This is a genomic window from Streptomyces subrutilus (genome assembly GCF_008704535.1).
Classification (GTDB): domain Bacteria; phylum Actinomycetota; class Actinomycetes; order Streptomycetales; family Streptomycetaceae; genus Streptomyces; species Streptomyces subrutilus.
This window is the reverse complement of the sequence record NZ_CP023701.1, coordinates 2,909,766-2,932,681: the sequence shown is the minus strand read 5'-3', so window position 1 is coordinate 2,932,681 and position 22,916 is coordinate 2,909,766. Positions and strand designations below refer to the sequence as shown.

20 protein-coding genes are annotated in these 22,916 nt (G+C 72.4%); 8 read left to right on the top strand and 12 right to left on the bottom strand.

The window, feature by feature from the left end; genetic code table 11:
* Positions 1-287: 287 nt before the first annotated feature.
* Together CP968_RS12505 and CP968_RS12500 are read right to left on the bottom strand one after the other, a co-directional pair.
* Positions 288-905 carry an SMI1/KNR4 family protein gene (locus CP968_RS12505; RefSeq protein ID WP_150518092.1) on the bottom strand — a complete coding sequence of 206 codons (618 nt, stop codon included), beginning with the start codon at positions 903-905 and terminating at the stop codon, positions 288-290.
* A 58-nt stretch (positions 906-963) separates the two neighbouring features.
* Positions 964-1,332 (bottom strand): DUF192 domain-containing protein, encoded by a 369-nt coding sequence (locus CP968_RS12500; protein ID WP_150518091.1) that lies wholly within the window; start codon positions 1,330-1,332, stop codon positions 964-966.
* Between the two features lie 244 nt (positions 1,333-1,576).
* Here CP968_RS12500 and CP968_RS12495 point away from each other — a divergent pair, with 244 nt between their 5' ends.
* Positions 1,577-2,311, top strand: a complete 735-nt coding sequence (locus CP968_RS12495) for a prepilin peptidase (RefSeq protein WP_150518090.1) — start codon at positions 1,577-1,579, stop codon at positions 2,309-2,311.
* A gap of 142 nt (positions 2,312-2,453) precedes the next feature.
* On the opposite strand, the gene mgrA is transcribed toward CP968_RS12495, so the two are convergent.
* Positions 2,454-3,491, bottom strand: a complete 1,038-nt coding sequence (mgrA, locus tag CP968_RS12490; RefSeq protein WP_150518089.1) for an L-glyceraldehyde 3-phosphate reductase — start codon at positions 3,489-3,491, stop codon at positions 2,454-2,456.
* Between the two features lie 125 nt (positions 3,492-3,616).
* Between mgrA and CP968_RS12485 the strand changes: the two genes are divergently transcribed.
* From CP968_RS12485 to CP968_RS12465, 5 genes are all read left to right on the top strand, one after another.
* Entirely contained in the window at positions 3,617-4,378 is a 762-nt protein-coding gene (locus CP968_RS12485; RefSeq protein ID WP_150518088.1) for an isoprenyl transferase, read from the top strand.
* Positions 4,379-4,712: 334 nt separating this feature from the next.
* The gene (gene phoH2 / locus CP968_RS12480; RefSeq protein ID WP_150518087.1) at positions 4,713-6,029 is read left to right on the top strand and encodes an RNA 5'-3' helicase PhoH2; all 1,317 of its coding nucleotides are present in this window, start codon (positions 4,713-4,715) and stop codon (positions 6,027-6,029) included.
* 425 nt (positions 6,030-6,454) lie between these two features.
* Complete coding sequence (locus CP968_RS12475) at positions 6,455-7,174, top strand: aggregation-promoting factor C-terminal-like domain-containing protein (RefSeq protein ID WP_229886639.1); 720 nt, start codon at positions 6,455-6,457, stop codon at positions 7,172-7,174.
* Between the two features lie 110 nt (positions 7,175-7,284).
* Positions 7,285-8,652, top strand: a complete 1,368-nt coding sequence (locus CP968_RS12470; protein ID WP_150518085.1) for an AI-2E family transporter — start codon at positions 7,285-7,287, stop codon at positions 8,650-8,652.
* Between the two features lie 21 nt (positions 8,653-8,673).
* Positions 8,674-9,342 (top strand): hypothetical protein, encoded by a 669-nt coding sequence (locus tag CP968_RS12465; protein WP_150518084.1) that lies wholly within the window; start codon positions 8,674-8,676, stop codon positions 9,340-9,342.
* Between the two features lie 62 nt (positions 9,343-9,404).
* Here CP968_RS12465 and CP968_RS12460 read toward each other — a convergent pair whose 3' ends face one another.
* Positions 9,405-9,947: an alkyl hydroperoxide reductase gene (locus tag CP968_RS12460; protein WP_150518083.1), complete on the bottom strand. Its 543-nt coding sequence runs from the start codon at positions 9,945-9,947 to the stop codon at positions 9,405-9,407.
* A gap of 3 nt (positions 9,948-9,950) precedes the next feature.
* Positions 9,951-10,505 carry a peroxiredoxin gene (locus tag CP968_RS12455; protein WP_150518082.1) on the bottom strand — a complete coding sequence of 185 codons (555 nt, stop codon included), beginning with the start codon at positions 10,503-10,505 and terminating at the stop codon, positions 9,951-9,953.
* A 135-nt stretch (positions 10,506-10,640) separates the two neighbouring features.
* Between CP968_RS12455 and CP968_RS12450 the strand changes: the two genes are divergently transcribed.
* Positions 10,641-11,588: a hydrogen peroxide-inducible genes activator gene (locus CP968_RS12450; RefSeq protein ID WP_150518081.1), complete on the top strand. Its 948-nt coding sequence runs from the start codon at positions 10,641-10,643 to the stop codon at positions 11,586-11,588.
* A 48-nt stretch (positions 11,589-11,636) separates the two neighbouring features.
* Here CP968_RS12450 and CP968_RS12445 read toward each other — a convergent pair whose 3' ends face one another.
* The 5 genes from CP968_RS12445 to CP968_RS12425 all read right to left on the bottom strand — a co-directional run bounded on the left by CP968_RS12445 (position 11,637) and on the right by CP968_RS12425 (position 16,567).
* Positions 11,637-13,994 carry an ABC transporter permease gene (locus CP968_RS12445; protein WP_150518080.1) on the bottom strand — a complete coding sequence of 786 codons (2,358 nt, stop codon included), beginning with the start codon at positions 13,992-13,994 and terminating at the stop codon, positions 11,637-11,639.
* Entirely contained in the window at positions 13,991-14,677 is a 687-nt protein-coding gene (locus CP968_RS12440) for an ABC transporter ATP-binding protein (RefSeq protein ID WP_150518079.1), read from the bottom strand. Before CP968_RS12440 ends, CP968_RS12445 begins: the two co-directional genes overlap by 4 nt.
* Positions 14,674-15,198 (bottom strand): PadR family transcriptional regulator, encoded by a 525-nt coding sequence (locus tag CP968_RS12435; RefSeq protein WP_150518078.1) that lies wholly within the window; start codon positions 15,196-15,198, stop codon positions 14,674-14,676. Before CP968_RS12435 ends, CP968_RS12440 begins: the two co-directional genes overlap by 4 nt.
* A gap of 158 nt (positions 15,199-15,356) precedes the next feature.
* Entirely contained in the window at positions 15,357-15,662 is a 306-nt protein-coding gene (locus CP968_RS12430; protein WP_229886641.1) for a type II toxin-antitoxin system antitoxin, read from the bottom strand.
* Positions 15,659-16,567: an SPFH domain-containing protein gene (locus CP968_RS12425; protein WP_150518076.1), complete on the bottom strand. Its 909-nt coding sequence runs from the start codon at positions 16,565-16,567 to the stop codon at positions 15,659-15,661. Before CP968_RS12425 ends, CP968_RS12430 begins: the two co-directional genes overlap by 4 nt.
* A 233-nt stretch (positions 16,568-16,800) precedes the next feature.
* On the opposite strand from CP968_RS12425, the gene CP968_RS12420 reads away from it, so the two are divergent.
* Positions 16,801-19,080: a transglycosylase domain-containing protein gene (locus CP968_RS12420; RefSeq protein ID WP_150518075.1), complete on the top strand. Its 2,280-nt coding sequence runs from the start codon at positions 16,801-16,803 to the stop codon at positions 19,078-19,080.
* Between the two features lie 81 nt (positions 19,081-19,161).
* Here the strand turns inward: CP968_RS12420 and CP968_RS12415 are convergent, their stop codons facing one another.
* The gene (locus tag CP968_RS12415) at positions 19,162-20,625 is read right to left on the bottom strand and encodes a catalase (RefSeq protein ID WP_150518074.1); all 1,464 of its coding nucleotides are present in this window, start codon (positions 20,623-20,625) and stop codon (positions 19,162-19,164) included.
* Between the two features lie 68 nt (positions 20,626-20,693).
* The gene (locus CP968_RS12410) at positions 20,694-22,910 is read right to left on the bottom strand and encodes a SpoIIE family protein phosphatase (RefSeq protein WP_150518073.1); all 2,217 of its coding nucleotides are present in this window, start codon (positions 22,908-22,910) and stop codon (positions 20,694-20,696) included.
* Between the last annotated feature and the right edge of the window lie 6 nt (positions 22,911-22,916).

The following is a 22,916-nucleotide window of genomic DNA, read 5'->3' as shown; positions in this document are numbered from 1 at the left end:
TGTTCCCCTGAATTTCTTTTGCATACGGATAGTGCTCATGGGTCGCTCCGAGCCGGGGTGCCCCTCCTTGGCCCGTTGGCCGGAATTCTCTCCTGTAAGAGGGGTGGTTGATTCCCTTGGGGGTGTAGTTGTGGGCAATGCTCCAACTGCGGGTTTTCCGGATGGTGTTTTCCGATATGTGATCAACAATTCCGACGCGCGTAGACCCCCGGACATGCCGAAGAGCCCGTCTCCGGCAACGGAGCGGGCTCGGCGGGCTCGGCGGGGTGGCGCGGGTCGACGTGCCGTCAGTCGGCGAACTCGCCCGCGTACGGGTCGGGCTCGCCCGTCTCCGGGTTGCGGCCCTCCTGCCAGCGCCGCTGGGCCTTGCGCCAGTGCACGAAGCTCAGGTGGCCGCCGTCCCAGAAGGTGATGCTGACCGGACTCACGTCGAACTCGTCGGAGCACAGCCGGTAGAGGAACTCGGCCATGCCGTACGGGTACACGGCGAAGGCGTCGGCCGTGTGCCGCCCGCACACCAGAACGGGCCAGCGGTCCGGATCGGGGTCGGAGGTGAGCCAGCACAGGATGTCGGAGCCGCCGGTGACGCCCCAGGCGATGATGGCCTCCGGATCCACGTCGAAGGCCGACCGGCCGCCCTGCGCCTGCCACGCCTGCCGCGCGTTGGCGGTCTCCTCGGACATCTGTGCCGGGTCCCACTGGAGCCCGGGCTTGGGCAGCGGCAGCAGGATGCTGGCCTCGCCGTTGATGGAACCCGCACCGAAACGGCCCATGAAGGCGACGAAGTCGGCCGGGAACCCGGTCCCCCAGGTCGTCTCGGCCGCCCGCCAGTCGATGTCCTCGTCGGCGCCGTGCGTCGCCGGCATGATCTGCTCCAGCGCCTTGATGCGCGCGTTCTCCGTCATGCCGCTCCCCTACGCCCCAGCTCAACCGCCCCAACCTACCCCCGGGGCGGAGCCTCGCCTAGCCGCGCGTGAGACGCCCGGGTACGTCCACCTCCACGGCGGTACCGGCCACCAGCCCCCAGCCCGCCATCGCACCCGCCTCCGCCTCCAGCACGTGCCGCGAACGAGGCCGGGGGAGGCCGAGGCGGCCCGGGGCCATCGTGACGACCGTCAGGACCCGCAGCCGGCGGTCGAGGTAGGCCACGTCGATCGCGAACCGCATCCGGAACGTGTGCACGCTCCCCGCCGGGGTCAGCAGCAGCGCCCCCCGGATCCCGTCCCGCCCGAGCAGGCCGCGGGTGCGGGCGCGGTAGGAGGCGGCGATCTCCAGGGGGACCGCCAGCGGGCCGATCGTCAGGGTGGCCGGGCCGTCGTGCCAAGTCGCCATGCGGCCACCCTAGGCCGTCCCCCGACGGGCCGTCCCGCCCCCGGACCCCCGCGGGCCGCGCCCGAGCCGGTGCGCGCGGCGCCGCTGCCGGGGGCCCGCCCCCGGACCCCCGCGCCTCACGCGCCGGCGGGGCCGGACGGGGTGCGGCTCGGCGCGGGCGGGGGCGGGCGCGGGCCTCGGGCGTCGGCGGGCGTGGGCGGGTGGGGGTGGTGGGGAGTGGGGGTGGGGGCCTAGCGTGCGGGGGGTGGGGGTCTTCGTGGTCGTGAGCGGGCTCGCCGCCCTGTACGGGGTGGCCGCCGGGGTGCTGCTGCCGGCCGCCGCGTACCGGTTCTCCGTCGAGCCGGGCGAGCCCTGGCGCGCGCGCTGTCCGCAGGGGCACCCGCTGGGCGCACCGCTCGGGCCGGCCCGCTGCCGGACGGGTCCGGTCCCGCACGCGTACGGGCGGCGCGCGCTGCCGCCGGCCCTGCTGACCGGCGCCGTCTGCGGTGCGCTCGGGGCGGCCGCCGGGGCGCGGCCCGAGGCCGTCGCGTACGTGGGGCTCGCCCCGGTGCTCGTCCTGCTCGCCCTCGTCGACCGGGCCGTGCACCGGCTGCCCGACCCGCTGACCCTGCCGCTCGCCGCGGCCGCCTGCGCCCTGCTCGGCGCCGCCGCCCTCGCGCCCGGCGCCGCGGGCTCCTGGCGGCTCGCCCTGCTCGGCGGGGCCGCGCTCGGCGGGGCGTACCTGGTGCTCCACCTCGTCAACCCGGCGGGCATGGGCTTCGGCGACGTCAAGCTGGCGCTCTCGCTGGGGGTCGCTCTTGGGTGGTACGGGTGGGGGGTATGGGTCACGGGAGCCTTCCTGGGCCTCCTCTACGGGGCCCTGTACGGCCTCGCGCTGGTCCTGCGCGGCTCCGCCACCCGTGACCAGGGGTTCGCCTTCGGCCCCTTCATGGCGGCCGGAGCCTTCACCGGAGTGCTGCTGGGCGGTTTCGGAGCGTAATCGCGGCGCGCCCGTGCACGCTTCCTGCTTTACGAAGGGTTATGGTGGAACCCCCCCCTCGGGCCGGTCCGTATCCCCCCCACGGACCGGCCCGTTTTTCGTTCTCCCCGCCGCGGCCCCCGGTCCGCGGCAAAGGTGCAGGTCAGCCCCGCTGGGCCCAGATGTTGGTGCCGGGGGTCGAGACCGCGAGGGCGTCGATCTCCTTCAGCTCGGCCTCCGAGAGCGGTGTTCCGGCCAGCGCGGCGACGTTCTCCTCCAGCTGCTTCACGCTGGAGGCGCCGATCAGCGCCGACGTCATCCGCTCGTCGCGCAGCACCCACGTCAGCGCCAGCTGCGCCAGCGACTGGCCGCGCCGCGCGGCGACCTCGTTCAGCCCCTTCAGCCGGCGGAGCACGTCGTCCGACAGCAGCCCCGGGTCGAGGGACTTGCCCTGGGAGGCGCGCGAGCCCTCCGGGATCCCCTTGAGGTACTTGCCGGTCAGCAGCCCCTGGGCGAGCGGGGCGAAGGAGATGCAGCCCATGCCGGCCGCGGCCAGGGTGTCCAGCAGCCCGTCCTCCTCCGTCCAACGGTTGATCATGGAGTACGAGGGCTGGTGGATCAGCGGCCGCACCCCCATCCCGCGCAGGATGCGGGCGGCCTCGGCCGTCTGCTCCGCGGTGTAGGAGGAGACGCCGACGTACAGCGCCTTGCCCTGCTGCACCGCGGACGCGAGGGCGCCCATGGTCTCCTCCAGCGGGGTGTGCGGGTCGAAGCGGTGCGAGTAGAAGATGTCGACGTAGTCCACGCCCATCCGCTTCAGCGAGGCGTCGAGCGAGCCGAGCAGGTACTTGCGGCTGCCCCACTCCCCGTACGGACCCGGATGCATGAAGTAGCCGGCCTTGGTGGAGAGGACCAGCTCCTCGCGGTGGGTGGCGAAGTCCTGGGCGAAGAGCTTGCCGAAGTTCAGCTCGGCCGAGCCGGGGGGCGGGCCGTAGTTGTTCGCCAGGTCGAAGTGGGTGACGCCGAGGTCGAAGGCCCGGCGCAGGATCGCGCGCTGGGACTCCAGGGAGGTGTCGTCGCCGAAGTTGTGCCACAGTCCGAGGGAGATGGCGGGGAGCTTGAGGCCGCTGTCGCCGGTGCGCCGGTACTCCATGGAGTCGTAGCGCGAGGGCTCTGCCCGATAGGGATTGGTATCAGTCACGTTGTCCTCCCTATCACGGAGTTGTGACAGACCGAGTTGGGTCCCCCCTCCCCGTGCGCAGTAATGTGGCCGACTCGGGGGACCGCAATTCGCACGGGGGCATTGCACGGAGGGGCTGGAAGATCGTGAAGCTGCGCGACCTGGTGTACAGGCTCTACGCACGCCGGGTGGAAGGCCGACTCGACCACGACGCGGCGCCGAAGCACATCGGCGTCATCCTGGACGGGAACAGGCGCTGGGCGAAGGCGTCCGGAGGCACGACGGAGCAGGGCCACCAGGCCGGGGCCGACAAGATCTCCGAGATGCTGGGCTGGTGCACGGAGACGGACGTCGAGGTCGTCACCCTGTGGATGCTCTCCACGGACAACCTGGACCGGCCGGAGGTCGAGCTCCGGCCGCTGCTCAACATCATCGAGAACACCGTGCGGGGGCTCGCCGCGGACGGCCGCTGGCGCGTCCACCACGTCGGCAACCTCGACATCCTGCCCGCCGGCACGCAGACGGTGCTCAAGGAGGCCGAGGAGGCCACCCACGACGTCGACGGGATACTGGTCAACGTCGCCGTCGGCTACGGGGGCCGCCAGGAGATCGCCGACGCGGTCCGCTCGCTGCTGCTGGAGCACGCCCGCAAGGGCACCTCCTTCGAGGAGCTCGCCGAGATCCTGGACATCGACCACATCGCCGAGCACCTCTACACGCGCGGCCAGCCCGACCCCGACCTCGTGATCCGCACCAGCGGCGAACAGCGGCTGTCCGGATTCATGCTCTGGCAGAGCGCCCATTCGGAGTACTACTTCTGCGAGGTCTTCTGGCCGGCCTTCCGCAAGGTCGACTTCCTGCGCGCCCTGCGCGACTACGCCGCACGTCACCGGCGGTACGGCAGCTGATTCCGCGCGGGGGGCGCAGCACGCTTTCGCGGCGCGCCCCCGCAGCGACGCGCCCTCCCGGGGAACCCTTCACCAGGGATTCACCGAGCGTCCGTCATATGCCATGGCATGGCCTGGCCTGATCGGGGAATATCACTTTCAGGTCGATGCCCGATCCACGGGTGTCGAGTCTCAGCGGACGGCATGGGGTCGTCCGCCCGGGAGGCCCTTTGCACCAGGACGCACGTGCGGTTCGCACGGACGGAGTGGAGGGCCGGAAGTCGGCCCTGGCATGGGTGCCGATGACCGGTCCGGTCTTCATGGCCCGACCTCTTCCGAGGGGGTACGTCCTTCCGTGGTGACCAGCACAAAGCGCCGCCTGCCCGACAGGCGGACCTACGTCCTCGACACCAGCGTCCTGCTGGCAGACCCCAACGCGATCTCCCGCTTCGACGAGCACGAGGTCGTGCTCCCGATCGTGGTGATCACCGAGCTGGAGGCAAAGAGGCACCATCCCGAACTCGGCTACTTCGCGCGCCAGGCCCTGCGCCTGCTCGACGACTTCCGGGTCCGGTACGGACGTCTCGACGCCCCCATCCCGCTGGGCGATCTGGGTGGCACGCTGCGCGTCGAACTCAACCACTCCGACCCCAGCGTCCTGCCCGCCGGCTTCCGGTTGGGGGACAACGACTCGCGCATCCTCGCCGTCGCCCGCAACCTCCAGGCCGAGGGGTTCGACGTCACGGTCGTGTCGAAGGACCTCCCGCTGCGCATCAAGGCCTCCTCCGTGGGCCTCATCGCCGAGGAGTACCGCGCGGAACTCGCCATCACCGATGCCGGCTGGACCGGCATGAGCGAGATCGCCCTCTCCGGGGAGCAGGTGGACCTCCTCTTCTCCGAGGAGCGCCTCTACGTCCCGGAGGCCGCCGAACTGCCCGTGCACACCGGGCTGGTGCTCCAGTCCGAGCGCGGCAAGGCCCTGGGCCGGGTCACGGCGGACGGCAACGTGAAGCTCGTGCGCGGCGACCGCGAGGCCTTCGGGCTGCACGGCCGCAGCGCCGAGCAGCGCATCGCGCTCGACCTCCTGCTGGACCCGGAGATCGGCATCCTCTCGATGGGCGGCCGGGCCGGCACCGGAAAGTCCGCGCTCGCCCTGTGCGCGGGCCTGGAAGCCGTACTGGAGCGGCGCCAGCACCAGAAGGTGATGGTCTTCCGGCCGCTGTACGCGGTGGGCGGCCAGGAGCTCGGCTACCTGCCCGGGGACGCCTCCGAGAAGATGAGCCCCTGGGCGCAGGCGGTCTTCGACACCCTCTCGGCGGTCGCCGGGCGCGAGGTCATCGAGGAGGTGCTCAACCGCGGGATGCTGGAGGTCCTGCCGCTCACGCACATCCGCGGCCGCTCGCTGCACGACGCCTTCGTGATCGTGGACGAGGCGCAGTCGCTGGAGCGCAACGTCCTGCTGACCGTCCTGTCCCGGATCGGGGCCAACTCGCGGGTGGTCCTCACCCACGACGTCGCCCAGCGGGACAACCTCAGGGTCGGCCGGTACGACGGAGTGGTCGCCGTGGTCGAGAAGCTGAAGGGGCATCCGCTCTTCGCGCACATCACGCTGACGCGCTCGGAGCGCTCCCCGATCGCGGCCCTGGTCACCGAGATGCTGGAGACCATCTGACCCCGGAAGGAAGACCGAAGAGGTCGAGAACCCCGTAGCGGGAAGGCGAGTTGGCGCCGCCCGGCAGGGCCCAGGAGCCTAGCCGGGCGGCGCCGTGCCGCACAGCCCTTTGCCGAAACAGGCGGGGACGCGGCCGGTGTGACCTTTCCCACGCAACGGATAATTGCCTTGCGGCGTCCAGGTCCGGCAGAGTCTGTTTTCCGTCAGGCCCCGCATACGGCACACCTGTACCTCCCGTGAGGTACGCGCAGCACCACAACTCCACAACCGATGGCCGTATGCCGCCCGGATCTTCACGAGGCAGCCCCCGCGAGGGAGTTGCCCACGGGCCCGCGTCTCCAGCGACCGCCGTACCACGGAGACCAGTGTCGAGGGGCACTCGTGCGCCCGCCCGGTCACTGCGGACGCTGCTGGAAGGACACCGTGTGAGCCGGATTTCGGTCCGGGGGTTCGCAGTGGCTTCGGCCACCGCGGTCACCACCGTCGGCGCAGTCGTCGGAGTCGCCGCCGGCGACCCCTCCTCGAACGATATCGAGACCACCGCGTCCGGTGCGACTCTCCTCACTGACATCCCGGTCGGCGACCAGGCGCAGGTTCAGAGCGCGTCCCTGACGCAGCAGGCCGACGCCATCGTCCACGCCGCCGACGCCGACGCCAAGCGCACGGCCGAGGAGTCGGCCCGCCTCCAGGCCGCCGAGACCGCGAAGGCCAAGAAGGCCGAAGCGGAGAAGGCGGAGGCCGACAAGAAGGCCGAGGCCGATGCCAAGGCCAAGAAGGAACGCGAGGAGAAGGAGCAGGTCGCCAGCCGCTCCGCCGCCCGCGACGCCGGGGACTTCGAGGTCCAGGGCTCCTACACCGTCGCCCAGGTCAAGGCCATCGCGCAGCAGATGGTCCCGGCCGGCCAGTTCCAGTGCTTCTCGAAGATCATCAACCAGGAATCCACCTGGAACTACAAGGCCGTCAACTCCTCCTCGGGAGCCTACGGTCTGGTCCAGGCGCTCCCGGGCTCGAAGATGGCCTCCGCCGGAGCCGACTGGCGCACCAACCCCGCCACGCAGATCAAGTGGGGCCTGAACTACATGGAAGACCGGTACGGCAGCCCGTGCGGAGCCTGGAGCTTCCACCAGGCCAACGGCTGGTACTAGCCCGCCGCACCCGCTCGACCGCCGGGAGCCCCGCACCGTCCTCCGGTGCGGGGCTTTGCGCGTGTACGGTCTTGCGAGGATCGACCGGTGGGGCGGGGTAAGGGAACGACATGGCGAAGAGTGCAGGCTGGCTGGGCCGGCTCGGCAGCGGACTGAACCGGATGGAGGAGCGGCTCCACGAGCGCCGCGCCGAAGTCGAGGCCGAAGGCCGGGGCGACGACCTGGCGCGGCCCGCCGCGCCCGAGCGGGGCCCGGACCCCGAGACCGGCGCCGCCCGCACCGCCGTCCGGCCCGCGCGCGTGCGCCCCGACCCGGTGAGCGTCGTCCCGTGGGGCATGCGGGTCGCCGCGGAGGTCAGCTGGCGGCTGCTGCTGCTCGCCGGAATGCTCTGGGTGCTGATGAAGGTGATCAGCGAAGTCCGCCTGGTGGTCCTCGCCTTCGCCGCCGCCCTGCTGGTGACCGCGCTGCTGCAGCCCTTCGTCGTCCGGCTGCGCCGACTGGGCATGCCGCGCGGCCCGGCCACCGCCGTCACCGCGATCCTCGGCTTCGTGGTCATCGGGCTCGTCGGCTGGTTCGTGGTCTGGCAGGTCATGGAGAACCTCGACGACCTCTCCGACCGGGTCCGCGACGGCATCAACGAGCTGAAGCTGTGGGCACTGGACAGTCCGTTCCACGTGACCGAGAAGCAGATCAACGACATCGCCAAGAACCTCAGCGAGACCATCGGCACCAACACCGAGCAGATCACCTCCGCCGGACTCCAGGGCGTCACCGTCCTCGTCGAGGTCCTGACGGGCATGCTCCTCGCGATGTTCTCGACGCTCTTCCTGCTCTACGACGGCAAGCGCATCTGGACCTGGACCCTCGGCCTGGTGCCCGCCGCCGCCCGCCCCGGGGTGGCGGGAGCCGGACCGCGCGCGTGGCGCACGCTGACCGCGTACGTGCGGGGCACGGTCCTCGTGGCGCTCATCGACGCCCTCTTCATCGGCCTCGGCCTGTACTTCCTCGACGTCACCATGGCCGTGCCGCTCGCCGTCTTCATCTTCCTGTTCGCCTTCATCCCGCTGGTCGGCGCGGTGGTCTCGGGAGCCCTCGCGGTGGTCGTGGCCCTGGTGACGCAGGGGGTGTTCACCGCGCTGATGGTGCTGCTCGTGGTGCTGGCGGTGCAGCAGATCGAGGGGCACGTGCTCCAGCCGTTCATCCTGGGCCGGGCCGTGCGCGTCCACCCGCTCGCCGTGGTGCTCTCGGTGGCCGCCGGCGGGATGGTCGCGGGGATCGGCGGCGCGGTGGTGGCCGTACCCCTGGTCGCGGTCACCAACACCGTGGTCGGATACCTGAAGGCGTACTCGCGCGAGCAGCTGCACCCCGGCGCGGCCACGGTCGGGCCGGCCCCGCACGGGGCGACGGCCCTGGGCGCCGGACCGCAGGACCCTGCGGACGGCGGGACGGGGCGGGGCGCGGGGTCCGGCACGGCGTAACCGGCGCGAGGGGGGCGGGGCATGATCGGCGAACCGGAGCTCGACGGGGCCTGGGAGGCGGCCGGGCCGCCCGAGGAGGTGCGCACACCGGAGCGGACCGGCGGGGCGCGCGCGCCCCGCGGGCCGTGGTGGTGGGCGCTGGGCGGAGCCGTGCTCGCCTCGGCGGTGTGGGGCGGCGCCCTGGCCGTGCAGGACCGGTTCGGCGGGTCGCCGCAGAACGCGTACCGGCAGGCGGAGAACCTCTGCGAGGAGGCGCCGCTGCGGGCGCTCGGCTCGCTGACCGGAGGGTTCGAGCCGGGCATGCCCCGGCACCGCGAAGGCCCGGCGCTGGACTGGTCGTTCTGCGTGTACGGCACGGACTGGACCGAGGGCCGGATCTCCTACGAGGCCCAGCTGCTGGTCGAACGGCACAAGCGCACCGACCCCGGGCCGGAGTTCGGCGCCGGGCCGGGGCTGGACTCGGACATGCTCGTGGCGGGCGAACCGGAGCCGATCCCGGGACTGGGCCGACGGGCCCGGTTCGACGGCCGGGTGGGCAGTCCGCGGCTGCAGGTGCTCGACGGCGGCACGGTCTTCACGCTCACCGTCCGGTGGTTCGGCGGCGACGAGGAGACCGAGGCCGACGAGGCGGCCCTCAAGGCGGCGGCGGTCGAGGACCTGCGCGCGGTGATGGCCGCGCTCAAGCGCTAGCGCGCGGGGCCCCGCGGCCGGAAAACCGGCCGCGGGGCCCCGCACGCGTACGAGAGGCGCCGTTACTCGGCGGCGGTGGCCAGGGCGGCCTCGGCGTCGAGGGTGACGGCGACGGCCTGGATCACCGAGGCGATCTTGAAGGCCTCCTGGACCGTCTCGCGGTCGACGCCGGCCTTGCGCAGCACCTGCTCGTGCGAGTCCAGGCACTGGCCGCAGCCGTTGATCGCGGAGACGGCGAGCGACCACAGCTCGAAGTCGACCTTCTCCACGCCCGGGTTGCCGATGACGTTCATCCGCAGGCCCGCGCGCAGGGTGCCGTACTCCGGGTCGGAGAGCAGGTGGCGCGTCCGGTAGAAGACGTTGTTCATCGCCATGATCGCGGCGGCGGACTTGGCGGCGGTGTAGGCCTCGGCCGACAGGTTCTCCTTCGCCTCCGGCTCCAGCTCGCGCAGGACGCGCGGGGAGCGGGCGGCGATCGCGCAGGCGAGGACGGTGCCCCACAGCTGCTGCTGCGGCAGGCCGCTGTTGCCGATGACCGAACCGAGGTTCAGCTTCAGGTCCTTGGCGAAGTCCGGAACGGCGGACTTGAGGGAGTCGAGGGACATCCGTCACTCACCGGCCAGCAGCGAGCCGGCGTCCAGGGTGCCCTCGCCCTTGTTCCAGTTGCAGGGGCAGAGCTCGTCGGTCTGCAGGGCGTCGAGGACCCGCAGGACCTCCTTGGGGTTGCGGCCCACGGACCCGGCGGTCACCATCGTGAACTGGATCTCGTTGTTCTGGTCGACGATGAAGACCGCGCGCTGCGCGAACCCGTCCTCGCCCTGCACGCCACAGGCCTGCATGAGCTCGTGCTTGGAGTCGGCCAGCATCGGGAAGGGCAGGTCACGCAGGTCGGCGTGGTCCTTGCGCCAGGCGTGGTGGACGAACTCGGAGTCGCCGGAGACGCCGAGGACCTGGGCGTCGCGGTCCTGGAACTCCTCGTTCAGCTTGCCGAACGCGGCGATCTCGGTCGGGCAGACGAAGGTGAAGTCCTTCGGCCAGAAGAACACCACGCGCCACTTGCCCTCGTAGGTCTTGTGGTCGATCTGGGCGAACTCGCTGCCGGCTTCGAGCGAGACGCAAGCGGTCAGATCGTAGGTGGGGAACTTGTCGCCGACAGTGAGCACGTGCTCTCCTTGCGGACGGGAAAGTGAGCCTTTTGGGCGCTTTCCGAGGGGCTTGGACGGATCTCACATGCTGGCACAGCTGCATTGATTACGGAAATAGCTACTCTTGTGTCGAGTGATCGGAGGTGCCTATCAGTGGCTGTCGGTAACAGGGGACTGAAGCAGCCCACCCTGGCGCAGCTGCGCGCCTTCGCGGCCGTGGCCGAGCACCTGCACTTCCGGGACGCCGCCGCGGCCATCGGCATGAGTCAGCCCGCGCTGTCCGGCGCCGTCTCCGCGCTGGAGGAGGCCCTCGGCGTGCGGCTGCTGGAGCGCACCACCCGCAAGGTGCTGCTCTCCCCGGCCGGCGAGCGCATCGCGGCCCGGGCCGGCGCGGTCCTCGACGCGGTGGGCGGGCTGCTGGAGGAGGCCGAGGCGGTACGGGCCCCCTTCACCGGGGTGCTGCGGCTCGGGGTGATCCCGACCGTGGCCCCCTACCTGCTGCCGACCGTGCTCGGGCTCTTCCACCGGCGCTACCCGGGCATGGACCTCCAGGTCCACGAGGAGCAGACCGCCCCGCTGCTGGAGGGGCTGGCCGGGGGGCGGCTCGACCTGCTGCTGCTGGCGGTGCCGCTCGGGGTGCCCGGAGTCACCGAACTGCCGCTCTTCGACGAGGACTTCGTCCTCCTCGCCCCCCGCGAACACCCGCTGGCCGGGCGCCGCGACATCCCGCGCGAGGAACTGCGCGGCCTCCAGCTGCTGTTGCTCGACGAAGGCCACTGCCTGCGCGACCAGGCCCTGGACATCTGCCGCGAGGCGGGCCGCACGGCGGGCGCGGACGTCACGACCACCGCCGCCGGACTGTCCACCCTCGTACAGCTGGTCGCCGGGGGACTGGGCGTGACGCTGTTGCCGCGGACCGCGCTGCGGCTGGAGACCGCCCGCAACGAGTACCTGGCCACCGGATACTTCGCCGAGCCCGCGCCCTCGCGGCGGATCGCGCTGGCCATGCGGACCGGGACCGCACGGCAGGAGGAGTTCCGGACCATCGCCGCCGCGCTGCGCGAAGCCGTGCGCCCGCTCCCCGTCTGGCCGACCGACTGAGCGGGCGCACCGGGTGAGCGGGCGTACGGGTGCGCGCGGCGCGCGGGGTCACTCCGTGCGCAGGCCGTCCGGACGCATCAGCCGCAGCAGCGGCGGCAGGCTGAGCAGGGTCACCACGGCGACCACGCCCGCGCCGATGCCGGTCATCGCGGCGACCGAGGTCCAGTCGATCCGGACGGGGCGCGCGCTCAGCCGCAGCAGGACCGAGCCGAGGGCGATGCCGATGACGGCCGCGAGGCCCAGACCCAGGCCGATCGGCAGGGCCGTCTGCCACAGCACCGACATGCTGAGCGTGGACCGCCTGGTCCCGAAGGCGACCAGCGCCGACAGCAGCTTCCTGCGCTCGCGCAGCTGCTCCAGCTGGGAGACCAGCAGGCTCCCGCCGATCAGGAGCAGGACGGCGGTGGCGCCGAAGAACAGGCCGGTGCGGATCGAGGAGAGGCCGGAGTCCCGGGTGGTGGCCTTCAGGGTCATCGCGGTGGCGAACGGGTCGGCCTTGAAGGCGGCCGTGCGCACCCGGTCCATCGCCTCCGGCACCGTGTCGTCGAGCTGGACGTAGATCTGCGCGGACCGGGCCTCGCCCAGGCCCGCGGGGGTGGCCGAGGGGGTGAGCAGCAGGCCGTTGCGCAGGTTGCCGGTGGGGTCGGGGCGGGCGGGGACGGTGCGGGCGGACGCCGGAACGGTCCACGGGACGGGCTTCTCGGTGACCGTCCCGCGCGCGGCGGCGTGGACGTCGCCGACGAAGAGCCGCTGGCCGGCCTCGGCCGTGGCCCCGTAGGCGGTGTTGGCGGTGACGGGGCCGTCGGCGAGCACGAAGGCGTCGCCCTCCGTGCAGGAGGGCAGGACCGCGACCTCGCGCAGCGCGTCGCAGGTGCCGATGGTCAGCAGCACCGACTCGCCGTCCGCGGAGGGCTGCGGGGAGGCGTCGGCGGATGCGAGGGGGACGGTCTTGGAGATGCCCTTGCCGCCGGAGATCTCGCGGGCCAGGGCGTCCACCCGGGACTCGGTGCCGGTGGGCAGCAGGATCGAGACACCGGCGCGGCCCGGGTCCTGACCCGTGTCCTTGCTGTAGACGCCCTCGATGCCCGCGAAGAGCATCTGGAGGGCGATGGCCCCGGCGACCGCGACCGCGATGCCGTTGACCAGACGGGCGGCGGCGCCGCTGTTGACCTGGAGGCGGCGCACGGCGAGCTGCCAGGAGACCGGACCGCCCGACATCCGGCCGACGAAGCGCTCCAGCAGCCAGGGCAGCAGCGCCGTGATCCCGACCAGCAGCAGCACCACGCCGGCGCTGACCTGCCACTGGTTGAAGTAACCGTGCTCCGTGCCCCGGCCCGCCATGGGGGCGAGCAGCCCGAGTCCGCCGAGCGGCAGCAGCAGCCGCCACCAGACGCGGCGCTTGCGCGGCCGGCTCTGGCGTACGACGCCCAGCGGTTCGATGACGACGCCGCGGAGCGCGAACAGGGTCACGGCCACCGCCGCGGCGGGCACCGCGAGGGCCACCAGGACGGCCAGCGCCACGGAGGGGTTGAGGTCCGCGGGGAAGACGCTGCGCTGCTGGAGGGTGAGGCCGCCGACCAGCGCGCGGCCGCCGAAGAAGAAGCCGACGCCCAGCGCGAGGCCGACCAGGGAGCCGCCCAGTGCCTCACCGGCCGCGATCCGGCGGACCATGCGGCCGTCGGCGCCGACCAGGCGCAGCGCGGCGAGCCGGCGGTCGCGCCGCTCCCCGCCGAAGCGGACGGCGGCGGCGATGAAGACGGCGACGGGCGTCAGGAGCGCCACGAAGGTCAGCACGACCAGGAGCATGAGGACCGGATCGAGCCGGGAAGGCTCGACGGCCCGGTCGAACGCGGTGACGCGCTGGACCCGGTACTCCCCGGGGCCGGTGAGCGCGAGGTCGCCCTTGCCGGCGTAGAAGTAGAGGTCGCCGGGGCCGGTCAGGCCGGAGTCGCCGATGGTCTGGGTCGGCTTCCACGCGTCGAGCCGCTCGCGCAGCAGGGCGCCGTCCTCGGAGTCGAGCAGCCGCTTCAGGGCGGGGGAGAGGGCCATCTCCCCGGGGGCGGGGACGGAGGTCAGGCCGGGCGGCACGGGCGCGTCGGGGCCCTCGGCCCGCAGGAACCTGCCGTCGACGTCCCGCTTCTTGTACGTCTGGTTGGCGTCGGCGACGAGCAGCGTGTCGCGCCCGGGGCCCGTGTCGCCCTCCGCGGTCACCGGGAGGCGGGCCTCGCCGCGCTCGTTGCGGGCGGCGAGGGCGCCGGGGACCGCGGTGCTGATCAGCAGCAGGGCGACGCCGAGGCCGACGCCGACGCCGGTGAGCACGGTGCGGGTCCAGCCCTCGCGGCCGCCGCCGAAGGCGAAGCGGGCACCCATGGCGAGGTCGCGGGCCCAGGTGCGCAGGGCGCTCATACGATCCGCTCCATGTCGCGGGACCTGCCGTCGCGCACGACGATCTCGCGGTCGGAGTAGGCGGCCACGCGGGTCTCGTGGGTGACCAGCACGACGGCCGCGTTGGTGGAGCGGGCGGCCTCGGTGAGCAGTTGCATCACGAGTTCGCCGTTGAGGGAGTCCAGGGCTCCGGTGGGCTCGTCGGCGAAGACGACCCGGGGCCGGGTGACGAGGGCGCGGGCGATGGCCACGCGCTGGCCCTGGCCGCCGGATATCTCGCCCGGGCGCTTGCGGCCGAGGTCCTCGACCCGCAGCCGCTCCATCCACTCCAGCGCGGTCCGCTCGGCCTCCTTGCGCTTGACGCCGGCCAGGCGCAGCGGGAGGGCGACGTTCTCCACGCAGGTCAGCTCCGGTACGAGCTGGCCGAACTGGAAGACGAAGCCGAACTCGCCGCGGCGCAGCGCGCTGCGCTGGGCGTCGTTCATCGCGGACAGTTCGCGGCCCGCGTACGTGATGGTGCCGGAGTCGGGCGGGACGATGCCGGCGAGGCAGTGCAGCAGGGTGGACTTGCCCGAGCCGGAGGGGCCCATGACGGCGACGACCTCGCCGGGGTGGATGGAGAACTCCGCGCCGTCGAGGGCGCTGGTGGGCCCGTACGCCTTGCGCAGGTCGGTGGCGGCGAGCAGGGTGCCGGCGGGGGTCATCGGCGTACCTCCCGGGCGAGCTGGTCGAGGCGGGCGGCGGTGAGTTCGAGCCACCGCAGGTCCGCTTCGAGGTGGAACAGGGCGTGGTCGCAGACGAGCTGGTCGGCGAGGTCGCCCTTGCGCTTGCGCTGGGTGAGCAGGCGCATCAGGCGCAGGTGCTCGGCGCGCTGGGTGTCCAGCAGCTCGGCCGCGCCGCGGCCGGTGAGCAGGGCGAGGACGACCTTGGTGTAGAGGGTCGAGTGGAGGTACGGCTCGGGCTTCTCGGGCTGCGAGAGCCACGTGTCGACGTCGGTGACGCCGGCGTCGGTGATGGCGTACCGCTTGCGGTCCGGGCCGCCGCCGCTCTCTATGCCCTCGACCTCCACGAAGCCGTTCTTCAGGAGGCGGGACATGGTCGAGTAGACCTGTCCGTAGGCGAGGGGCCGGTCGTGGCCGAACTTCTCGTCGAAGGCGCGCTTGAGGTCGTAGCCGTGGCGCGGGCCGGCCTCCAGGAGGCCGAGCAGAGTGTGACCGATGGACATGCCGAGGACTGTACACCGGGTGTATACCCTCGCTGTATACGCAGGGTGTATACCGAGCTCCGTGGCGCCCCTTTCCGCAGGCCGGAGCGGGTTGTCACGATTCCGAACGGAGCTCGGCGCGACGCACGGCGGCCGCCCCCGGGGACCGGGGGCGGCCGTCACTCCGCCGGTTTCGGCGGCCTGCCGCGGCGCGCGATGGGGGCGGGCGCCGGGGGCAGCCGGCCGCTCTCGGCGAGGGCGCGGCGCAGCAGGAACTCGATCTGGGCGTTCGCGCTGCGCAGTTCGTCGCCGGCCCAGCGGGCCAGCGCCTCGTACACCTGGGGGTCGAGGCGCAGCAGCACCTGCTTGCGCGCCTGCCGGCCCGCGGGCGGCCGTCCCGGCTCGGGTCCCGGGTCGGGCCCCGGGTCGGAGCCGGGCCCGGGGACCGGGCCGGCCGGTGGCGGCGTGCTGCCGGGCGGGGTCACTGGTAGAGGGTGCCCGTGTTGAGCACCGGCTGGGCGGCGCGGTCCCCGCACAGGACGACCATCAGGTTCGAGACCATGGCGGCCTTGCGTTCCGGGTCCAGGTCCACGATGTCCTCCTCCTGGAGGCGGGTCAGGGCGAGCTCGACCATGCCCACCGCGCCTTCGACGATCTGCTTGCGCGCGGCCACCACGGCCCCCGCCTGCTGGCGCTGGAGCATCGCCGAGGCGATCTCCGGAGCGTACGCGAGGTGGGTGAAGCGGGACTCGATGATCTGCACACCGGCCGCGTCGACCCGGGCGTGCAGTTCCACCGCCAGCTTCTCGGTGATCTCCTCGGCGTTCCCGCGCAGCGACAGGCCGCCCTCCTCGTGGGCGTCGTACGGGTACTCGATCGCGATGTGCCGGACGGCGGCCTCGGTCTGCGTCTCGACGAACTCGGTGAAGTCGTCGACCTCGAAGACGGCCCGCGCGGTGTCCTGCACGCGCCACACCACGACCGCCGCGAGCTCGATCGGGTTGCCGTAGGCGTCGTTGACCTTCAGGACGGCCGTCTCGTGGTTGCGCGCCCGGGTGGAGATCTTCCGGCGGGAGGTGAACGGGTTGACCCAGCGCAGGCCGTCCGTGCGGATCGTGCCGCGGTAGCGGCCGAAGAGCTGGACCACCCGGGCCTCGCCCGGGGCCACCGTGTTCAGCCCCAGCGTGCCGATGAACGCGACCACGACCAGCAGGACGCCGGCGGCTATCAGCGCGCCCTTGAGGGCCCCCGGGTCCGTCACGGCCCCGATCGCGATGGCGCTCGTACCCGCGGCCGTGCCCGCCAGACCGAGCAGCAGGGCCAGCCCGCCGCCCACGCTGTGCGCGGGGAATTCGCGTACGTCGGCTGGTGCGGCGTCCGTCTTCGTCATGGTCTGCCCCGTTTCGTTGGATGGCGGCCCGTCGGGCTGCTTAGCAAAGTGATATCACTTTTTCTGCGCACGGCAACCCTTCCGGCCTCACGCGCGTCGGTTCCACTGACGCGGGTGCTGATTCTCACGTCCGAATTGGCCGGTATTGGCCATGGTTGGCCAACCTTTGTCACAGCCTGCGGTGTTAGCTTTCTGAGCTGACGTCGGGGGGGTAATCGAGCGGAGCGGGAGCGATGGGCCGAGCAGAAGCGCGTAAGGCGCAGCAGCAGCGCGGTGCGCGGCGGGCGCCGAGCGGACGCGCCAAGGGCAAGGGGGGCGGCGCCGGCAAGCGCACCGGCATACGCCGCTTCTTCACCTGGAAGAAGGTCCTGGGCACGTTCCTCGGGGGGATCCTGCTCCTGATGGCCGCCGCGGTCGTTCTCTACTTCTCCGTGGACGAGCCCTCCGACCCCAACAAGCTGGCCACGCAGCAGAGCAACACCTACAAGTGGTCCGACGGCACCGTCATGGCCCGCGTCGGCGAGACGAACCGGTCCATCGTGCCGATCGACAAGATCCCCGAGGACGTCCGGACCGCGTTCATCGCCATCGAGAACAAGTCGTTCTACAAGGACCGCGGCATCGACGTGGTCGGCGTGGCCCGCGGCCTGTTCAACACGGTGCGCGGCAAGGGCACCGCCGGCGGATCGACCATCACCCAGCAGTACGTCAAGAACTACTACCTGACGCAGGACCAGTCGCCGACGCGCAAGATCCGGGAGCTCGTCATCTCCCTCAAGGTCGACCAGCGCATGGAGAAGAACGACATCCTCGCCGGCTACCTGAACACGAACTTCTACGGCCGCAACGCCTACGGCATCCAGGCCGCCGCCCAGGCCTACTACGGCGTCGACGCCGACAAGCTGACCCTGGTGCAGGGCGCCTACCTGGCCGCCGTCATCCAGGCCCCCAGCCAGTACGACTGGGCGACCGCCGGCCCCAACGGCAAGGCGCTGGTCATGGTCCGCTTCAACGCCGTCCTCGACAACATGGTCGAGATGGGCAAGCTGGACGCGGCCAAGCGCAAGGAACTGAAGTTCGAGGAGCCCGTCAAGCCCAAGCCGACCCCCGGCATGGACGGCCAGAAGGGCTACCTCGTCCAGGCCGCCAACGACGAGATGAACCGGCAGCACGTCACGGACGCCGAGATCGCGGCCGGCGGCTGGGACATCACGCTCAACATCGACAAGAAGAAGCAGGCGGCGCTGGAGCAGGCCGTCCAGGACGAGCTGGAGTCCAAGCTCGACCGCAAGAACACCAAGGAACGCCCCCAGGACCAGAGCGTGCAGGCCGGCGCCACCTCCGTGGACGCCAAGACCGGCCAGATCGTCGCGATGTACGGCGGCCAGGGCCTGGCCGAGAAGGCCGCGAGCAACGCCCTGCGCACCGACTACCAGCCGGGCTCGACCTTCAAGCCGATCGTGCTCGCCTCCGCACTGGAGACCGGCGCCACCACCCAGGGCGGCAAGCCGATCACCCCGAACGCCCTCTACGACGGCACCAGCAAGCGCCCCGTGGTCGGCAGCAAGATCCCGTTCAACCCGCAGAACCAGGACGACAAGGACTTCGGCAAGGAGATCACCGTCCAGGAGGCCACCAACTACTCGGTGAACTCCGTCTACGCGCAGATGATCGTGGACGTCAAACCGCAGAACGTGAAGAAGACGGCGCTCGCCCTCGGCATGAAGGACCGCGACGGCTGGCCCGAGGACAAGCCGGCCATGTCGCTCGGCACCATGAGCGCGAACACCGTCGAGATGGCCGCCGTCTACGCCACCCTCGACAACCACGGCAAGAAGGTCACGCCGACCATCGTCAAGAGCGCCGAGCACAAGGACCGCGAGTACGCGCCCGAACCGGCCGTCGGCAGCCAGGCCATCAGCCGGCAGACCGCCGACACCGTGACCAAGGTGCTCACCGGCGTCGTCAACGACGGCTCCGGCAGCAAGGTCAAGAGCTCCGCCTACGAGGCGGCCGGCAAGACCGGCACCACCGAGTCCAACGTCGCGGGCTGGTTCACCGGCTACACCCCGGAGCTCGTCACCGTCGTCGCCATGTTCGGCGAGGAGCCCGGCAGCCACCGCCAGGTCACCCTCACCGGCACCGCCGGCGGCGGCCGCGCGGGCGGCTCCAGCTTCCCCGCCGAGATCTGGAAGACGTACACCCTGGCCGCGCTCAAGGGCGTGGACACCGCCGAGTTCGACACCTCGGACGCGGAGATGGGTGCCTCCCAGGCGCCGTCCCGCACCACCTCCCCGACGCCCCCGCCCACCACGTCCTCGGCCCCGCCCCCGGCGACCACCAGCGGCCCGCCGCCGAACAGCCCGGACCCGACGAAGAGCACCACCAAGTCGCCCGACCCGACCAAGAGCACCACCAAGTCGCCGGATCCGACGAAGAGCACCACCAAGTCGCCCGACCCGACGCAGAAGCCCCCGGACCCGCCGCTGTTCCCGCAGTCGAACGAACGGTGAGACCACGACGCCGCCCCGCAGCCCGAAGGCTGCGGGGCGGCGTCGTGCCGTCCGGGGGCCCCGGCAGCCCGGGGCCCGCCCTCAGCCGCCCGAGACGGCGGAGGCGATCCGGTCGCCCACCGCCTTGTCCACGTTGCGCCAGTACTGGAGGGCGCGCGCCAGCACCGGGGCGCTGACCCCGTCCTTCAGGTGACCCGCCACGTTCGACACCAGCCGCTCGCGCGCGGCGTCGTCGAAGACCTCGCGGACCATCGTGCCCGGCTGGCCCCAGTCGTCGTCCTGGCTGCGCAGCGTGTACGCCTCGCGCACCATCTCGCCCGAGCTCGCCCAGCCGGCCGGCTCGCCGAAGCGCGCCGTGTCCGCCGCCGGCCCGCCGTACGAGTTGGGGGCGTACGGCCGGGCCACGGCCGCCGCGTCGAAACGCATCGCGCCGTCCTTCGCGTACGAGGAGACCAGCGAGCGGGAGCGGTTCGGCGGGAGCTGGGCGTAGTTCGCCCCGATCCGGTAGCGGTGCGTGTCCGGATACGAGAACAGCCGGCCGAGCAGCATCTTGTCCGGCGACGGGCCGATGCCCGGCACCAGGTTCGACGGCTCGAAGGCGGCCTGCTCGATGTGGATGAAGTAGTCCTCCGGGTTCTTGTCCAGCGTCATCCGACCGACCTCGATCAGCGGGTAGTCCGCGTGCGGCCACACCTTCGTCAGGTCGAACGGGTTGAACCGGTAGTCCGGGGCGTCATCGAACGGCATCACCTGGACGTGCATCGTCCAGGTCGGCGCCTGACCGCCCGCGATCGCGTCGAACAGGTCGCGCCGGTGGTAGTCCGGGTCCTCGCCCGCGATCCGGTCCGCCTCCTCCTGCGTCAGGAACGCGTTGCCCTGGTCCGTCTTGAAGTGGTACTTCACCCAGAACCGCTCCCCGCCCGCGTTCACCCACAGGTAGGTGTGCGAGCTGAAGCCGTCCATCGTGCGGTAGTTCTTCGGGATGCCGCGGTCGCCCATCAGGATGGTCACCTGGTGCGCGGACTCGGGGGAGAGCGTCCAGAAGTCCCACTGCATGTCGTGGTCGCGCAGCCCGTTGTCCAGGCGGCGCTTCTGCGAGCGGATGAAGTCCTGGAACTTGATCGGGTCCCGGACGAAGAAGACCGGGGTGTTGTTGCCGACCATGTCGTAGTTGCCGTGCTCGGTGTAGAACTTCAGGGCGAAACCGCGCGGGTCCCGCCAGGTGTCCGGGGAGCCCTGCTCACCGGCGACCGTCGAGAAGCGGGCCAGCATCTCGGTCCGGCGGCCCGGCTGGAAGAGGTCGGCCTTGGTGAACTGGCTGACGTCGTTCGTCACCTGGAAGACGCCGTAGGCGCCCGCTCCCTTGGCGTGCACCACCCGTTCGGGGACCCGCTCCCGGTTGAACTGGGCCATCTTCTCGATCAGGTAGTGGTCCTGGAGCAGGATCGGGCCGTCCGGACTCACGGTGAGCGAGTGCTCGTCGCTCTCCACCGGGATCCCGGCGTTGTTGGTGGTGTACGGGACCTTCTGCGCGTCCTGGCTCACGAGTGTCCTCCGGTAGGGGTGGATCTCCTGCCCCAGCCCAACACTGGGGTACCCCCCCGCCTGCCCAGTCAACGCCGCTCATGCGCACCCGGCAACGCGAGCTCGAACCAGACCACCTTTCCGCTGCTCAGCCGGGTGGCACCCCAGCGGCGGGTCAACCGGTTGACCAGGAACAGGCCGCGGCCGCCCTCGTCGGTGTCCCGCGCCCGGCGCTGGCGGGGCAGCTGCGGCGAGTCGTCGCCCACCTCGCACCGCAGCACGTCCGTCCGCAGCAGGCGCAGGGTCACCGGCCGCTCGGCGTACCGCACGGCATTGGTGACCACCTCGCTGACCAGCAGCTCCAGCGAATCGCTCAGCTCCTCCAGGCCCCAACGGGTGAGGGCGCGGCGGGCGAACCGACGGGCCCGGCCCGGAGCGGTCTCCTCCGGGTCCAGGAACCAGTACGCCACGTCACTGGGCGCGATCCCGTCGAAGCGGGCGGCGAGCAGCGCGATGTCGTCGTCCCGGTCGCCCGGCCCGAGCATGTCCAGGACGTCGTCGCACAGGGCCTCCAGCGGCGGCGGGTGGTCCAGGCCGGTCAGTTGGGCGGTCGTCGCGAGCCGCTCGCGCAACTGTTCGATACCCGTCCACACGTCCCGCAGCCGGGACTCCACCAGGCCGTCGGTGTACAGCAGCAGGGTGGCCCCGGCGGGCGCGTCCAGCTCCACGGCCTCGAAGTCCACGCCGCCCACCCCGATCGGGGCGCCGGGCGGTACGCGCAGCACCTCGGCCCGGCCGCCCAGGTGCAGCAGGACGGGCGGCGGGTGGCCGGCGTTGGCGATGGTGATCCGGTGCGAGACGGGGTCGTAGACCGCGTACAGGCAGGTGGCCATCCGGTCCGAGCCGAGCCGCTGGGCCTGCTCGTCCAGATGGTGGAGGACCTCGGCGGGCGGCAGGTCGAGCTGGGCCAGGGTCTGCGCGGTGGTGCGCAGCTGGCCCATGATCGCGGCGGAGGTCATGGAGTGCCCCATGACGTCGCCGACGACCAGCGCGACCCGGCTCCCGGGCAGCGGTATGGCGTCGTACCAGTCGCCGCCGACCCGGGCCGTCTCGGCGGCCGGCAGGTAGCGCGAGGCGAGTCGCACCCCGGTGGGCTGGGGCAGGCTGTCGGGCAGCATCGTGCGCTGGAGCTCGTCGGCGATGTACGCCTCGCGGCCGTACAGCACCGCCTTGTCGATGCCGAGGGCCGTGTGGGTGGCCAGCTGCGCGGCGACCAGCAGGTCGTTCTGCTCGAACGCGGGACGCTCGGGGCTGCGCAGGAACACCGCGGCGCCGATCACCCGGCGGCGGCCGCGCAGCGGCGCGAGCACGGCCCGGTTGCCGCGCGGCAGCGGATGGTCCACCCCGAGCAGCTCCGGCAGCGCGGCCTTGGCGGCGGCGGAGGACCCGAAGACCGGCCGTACGCCGCGCAGCACCTCCGCGAGCGCGCCGCCGGGCCGGATCTCGCACAGCTCCGCCGCGGGCAGGTCGCCCTGCGGACCGAGCAGCGGCAGCTGGCTGAAGTCGAGCTCGCCGGTGGCCCCCGCGGCCCCGGCGAGGTCCATTCCCGCCCCGATCGTGCCCAGGTCCGTGAGGTCGTCGATCGGCCGGAGCCGGTCGGTGCGCCGCAGCCTCAGGACGACGGGCCCCACGGGCCGCTCGTCGCCGACCGGCAGCGGGTCGCGCAGGTACACCAGGATGGCGTCGGAGAAGGTCGGCACGGTCGCGCGGCACAGGCCCAGCACGATCTCGTCGAGGTCGATGCCGCGGGCGATGCGCCGGGTGGCGGCGCCGACGAACCGCAGCCGGTCGCCCTCGCGGCGGGCCGCGGTGTCCCCGGCCGGCTGCCCGCCCGCCGGCCCGCCGTCGCCCGCGGAGCCCGCGGTCCCGTACGGGTCCGGCATGGCGGCGGGGAAGGCACCCGGGCCCGCGGCCGTGTCCGCCGCGCCGGCGGCGTTGCGCGCGGCGCCGCCGTCCGGGTCACGGGCCGGCGGGATGCCGGGGCGGGTGGCCTCCACGGCCGGTACGGCGGCCTTGCCGTGGCCGGGCTCGTCGGTCCCGCCGCCGGTGGCGGCGGCGGCGACCAGCGGCGCGGCCACCGGGACCGCGCGGCGGCCGGGCTGGTCGGGGCCGGCCCCGGCGGGTGCGCCGGGCGCGGGGACCGCCGCCGCGCCGGAGGCGAAGGGCACGGCGGAGCCGCCCGGGACCGGTGTCGCGGTGGCCGCGGCAGGCTGCGGGCCCTCCTGAGAGGTGGGGTACTCCGTCACGCGTGG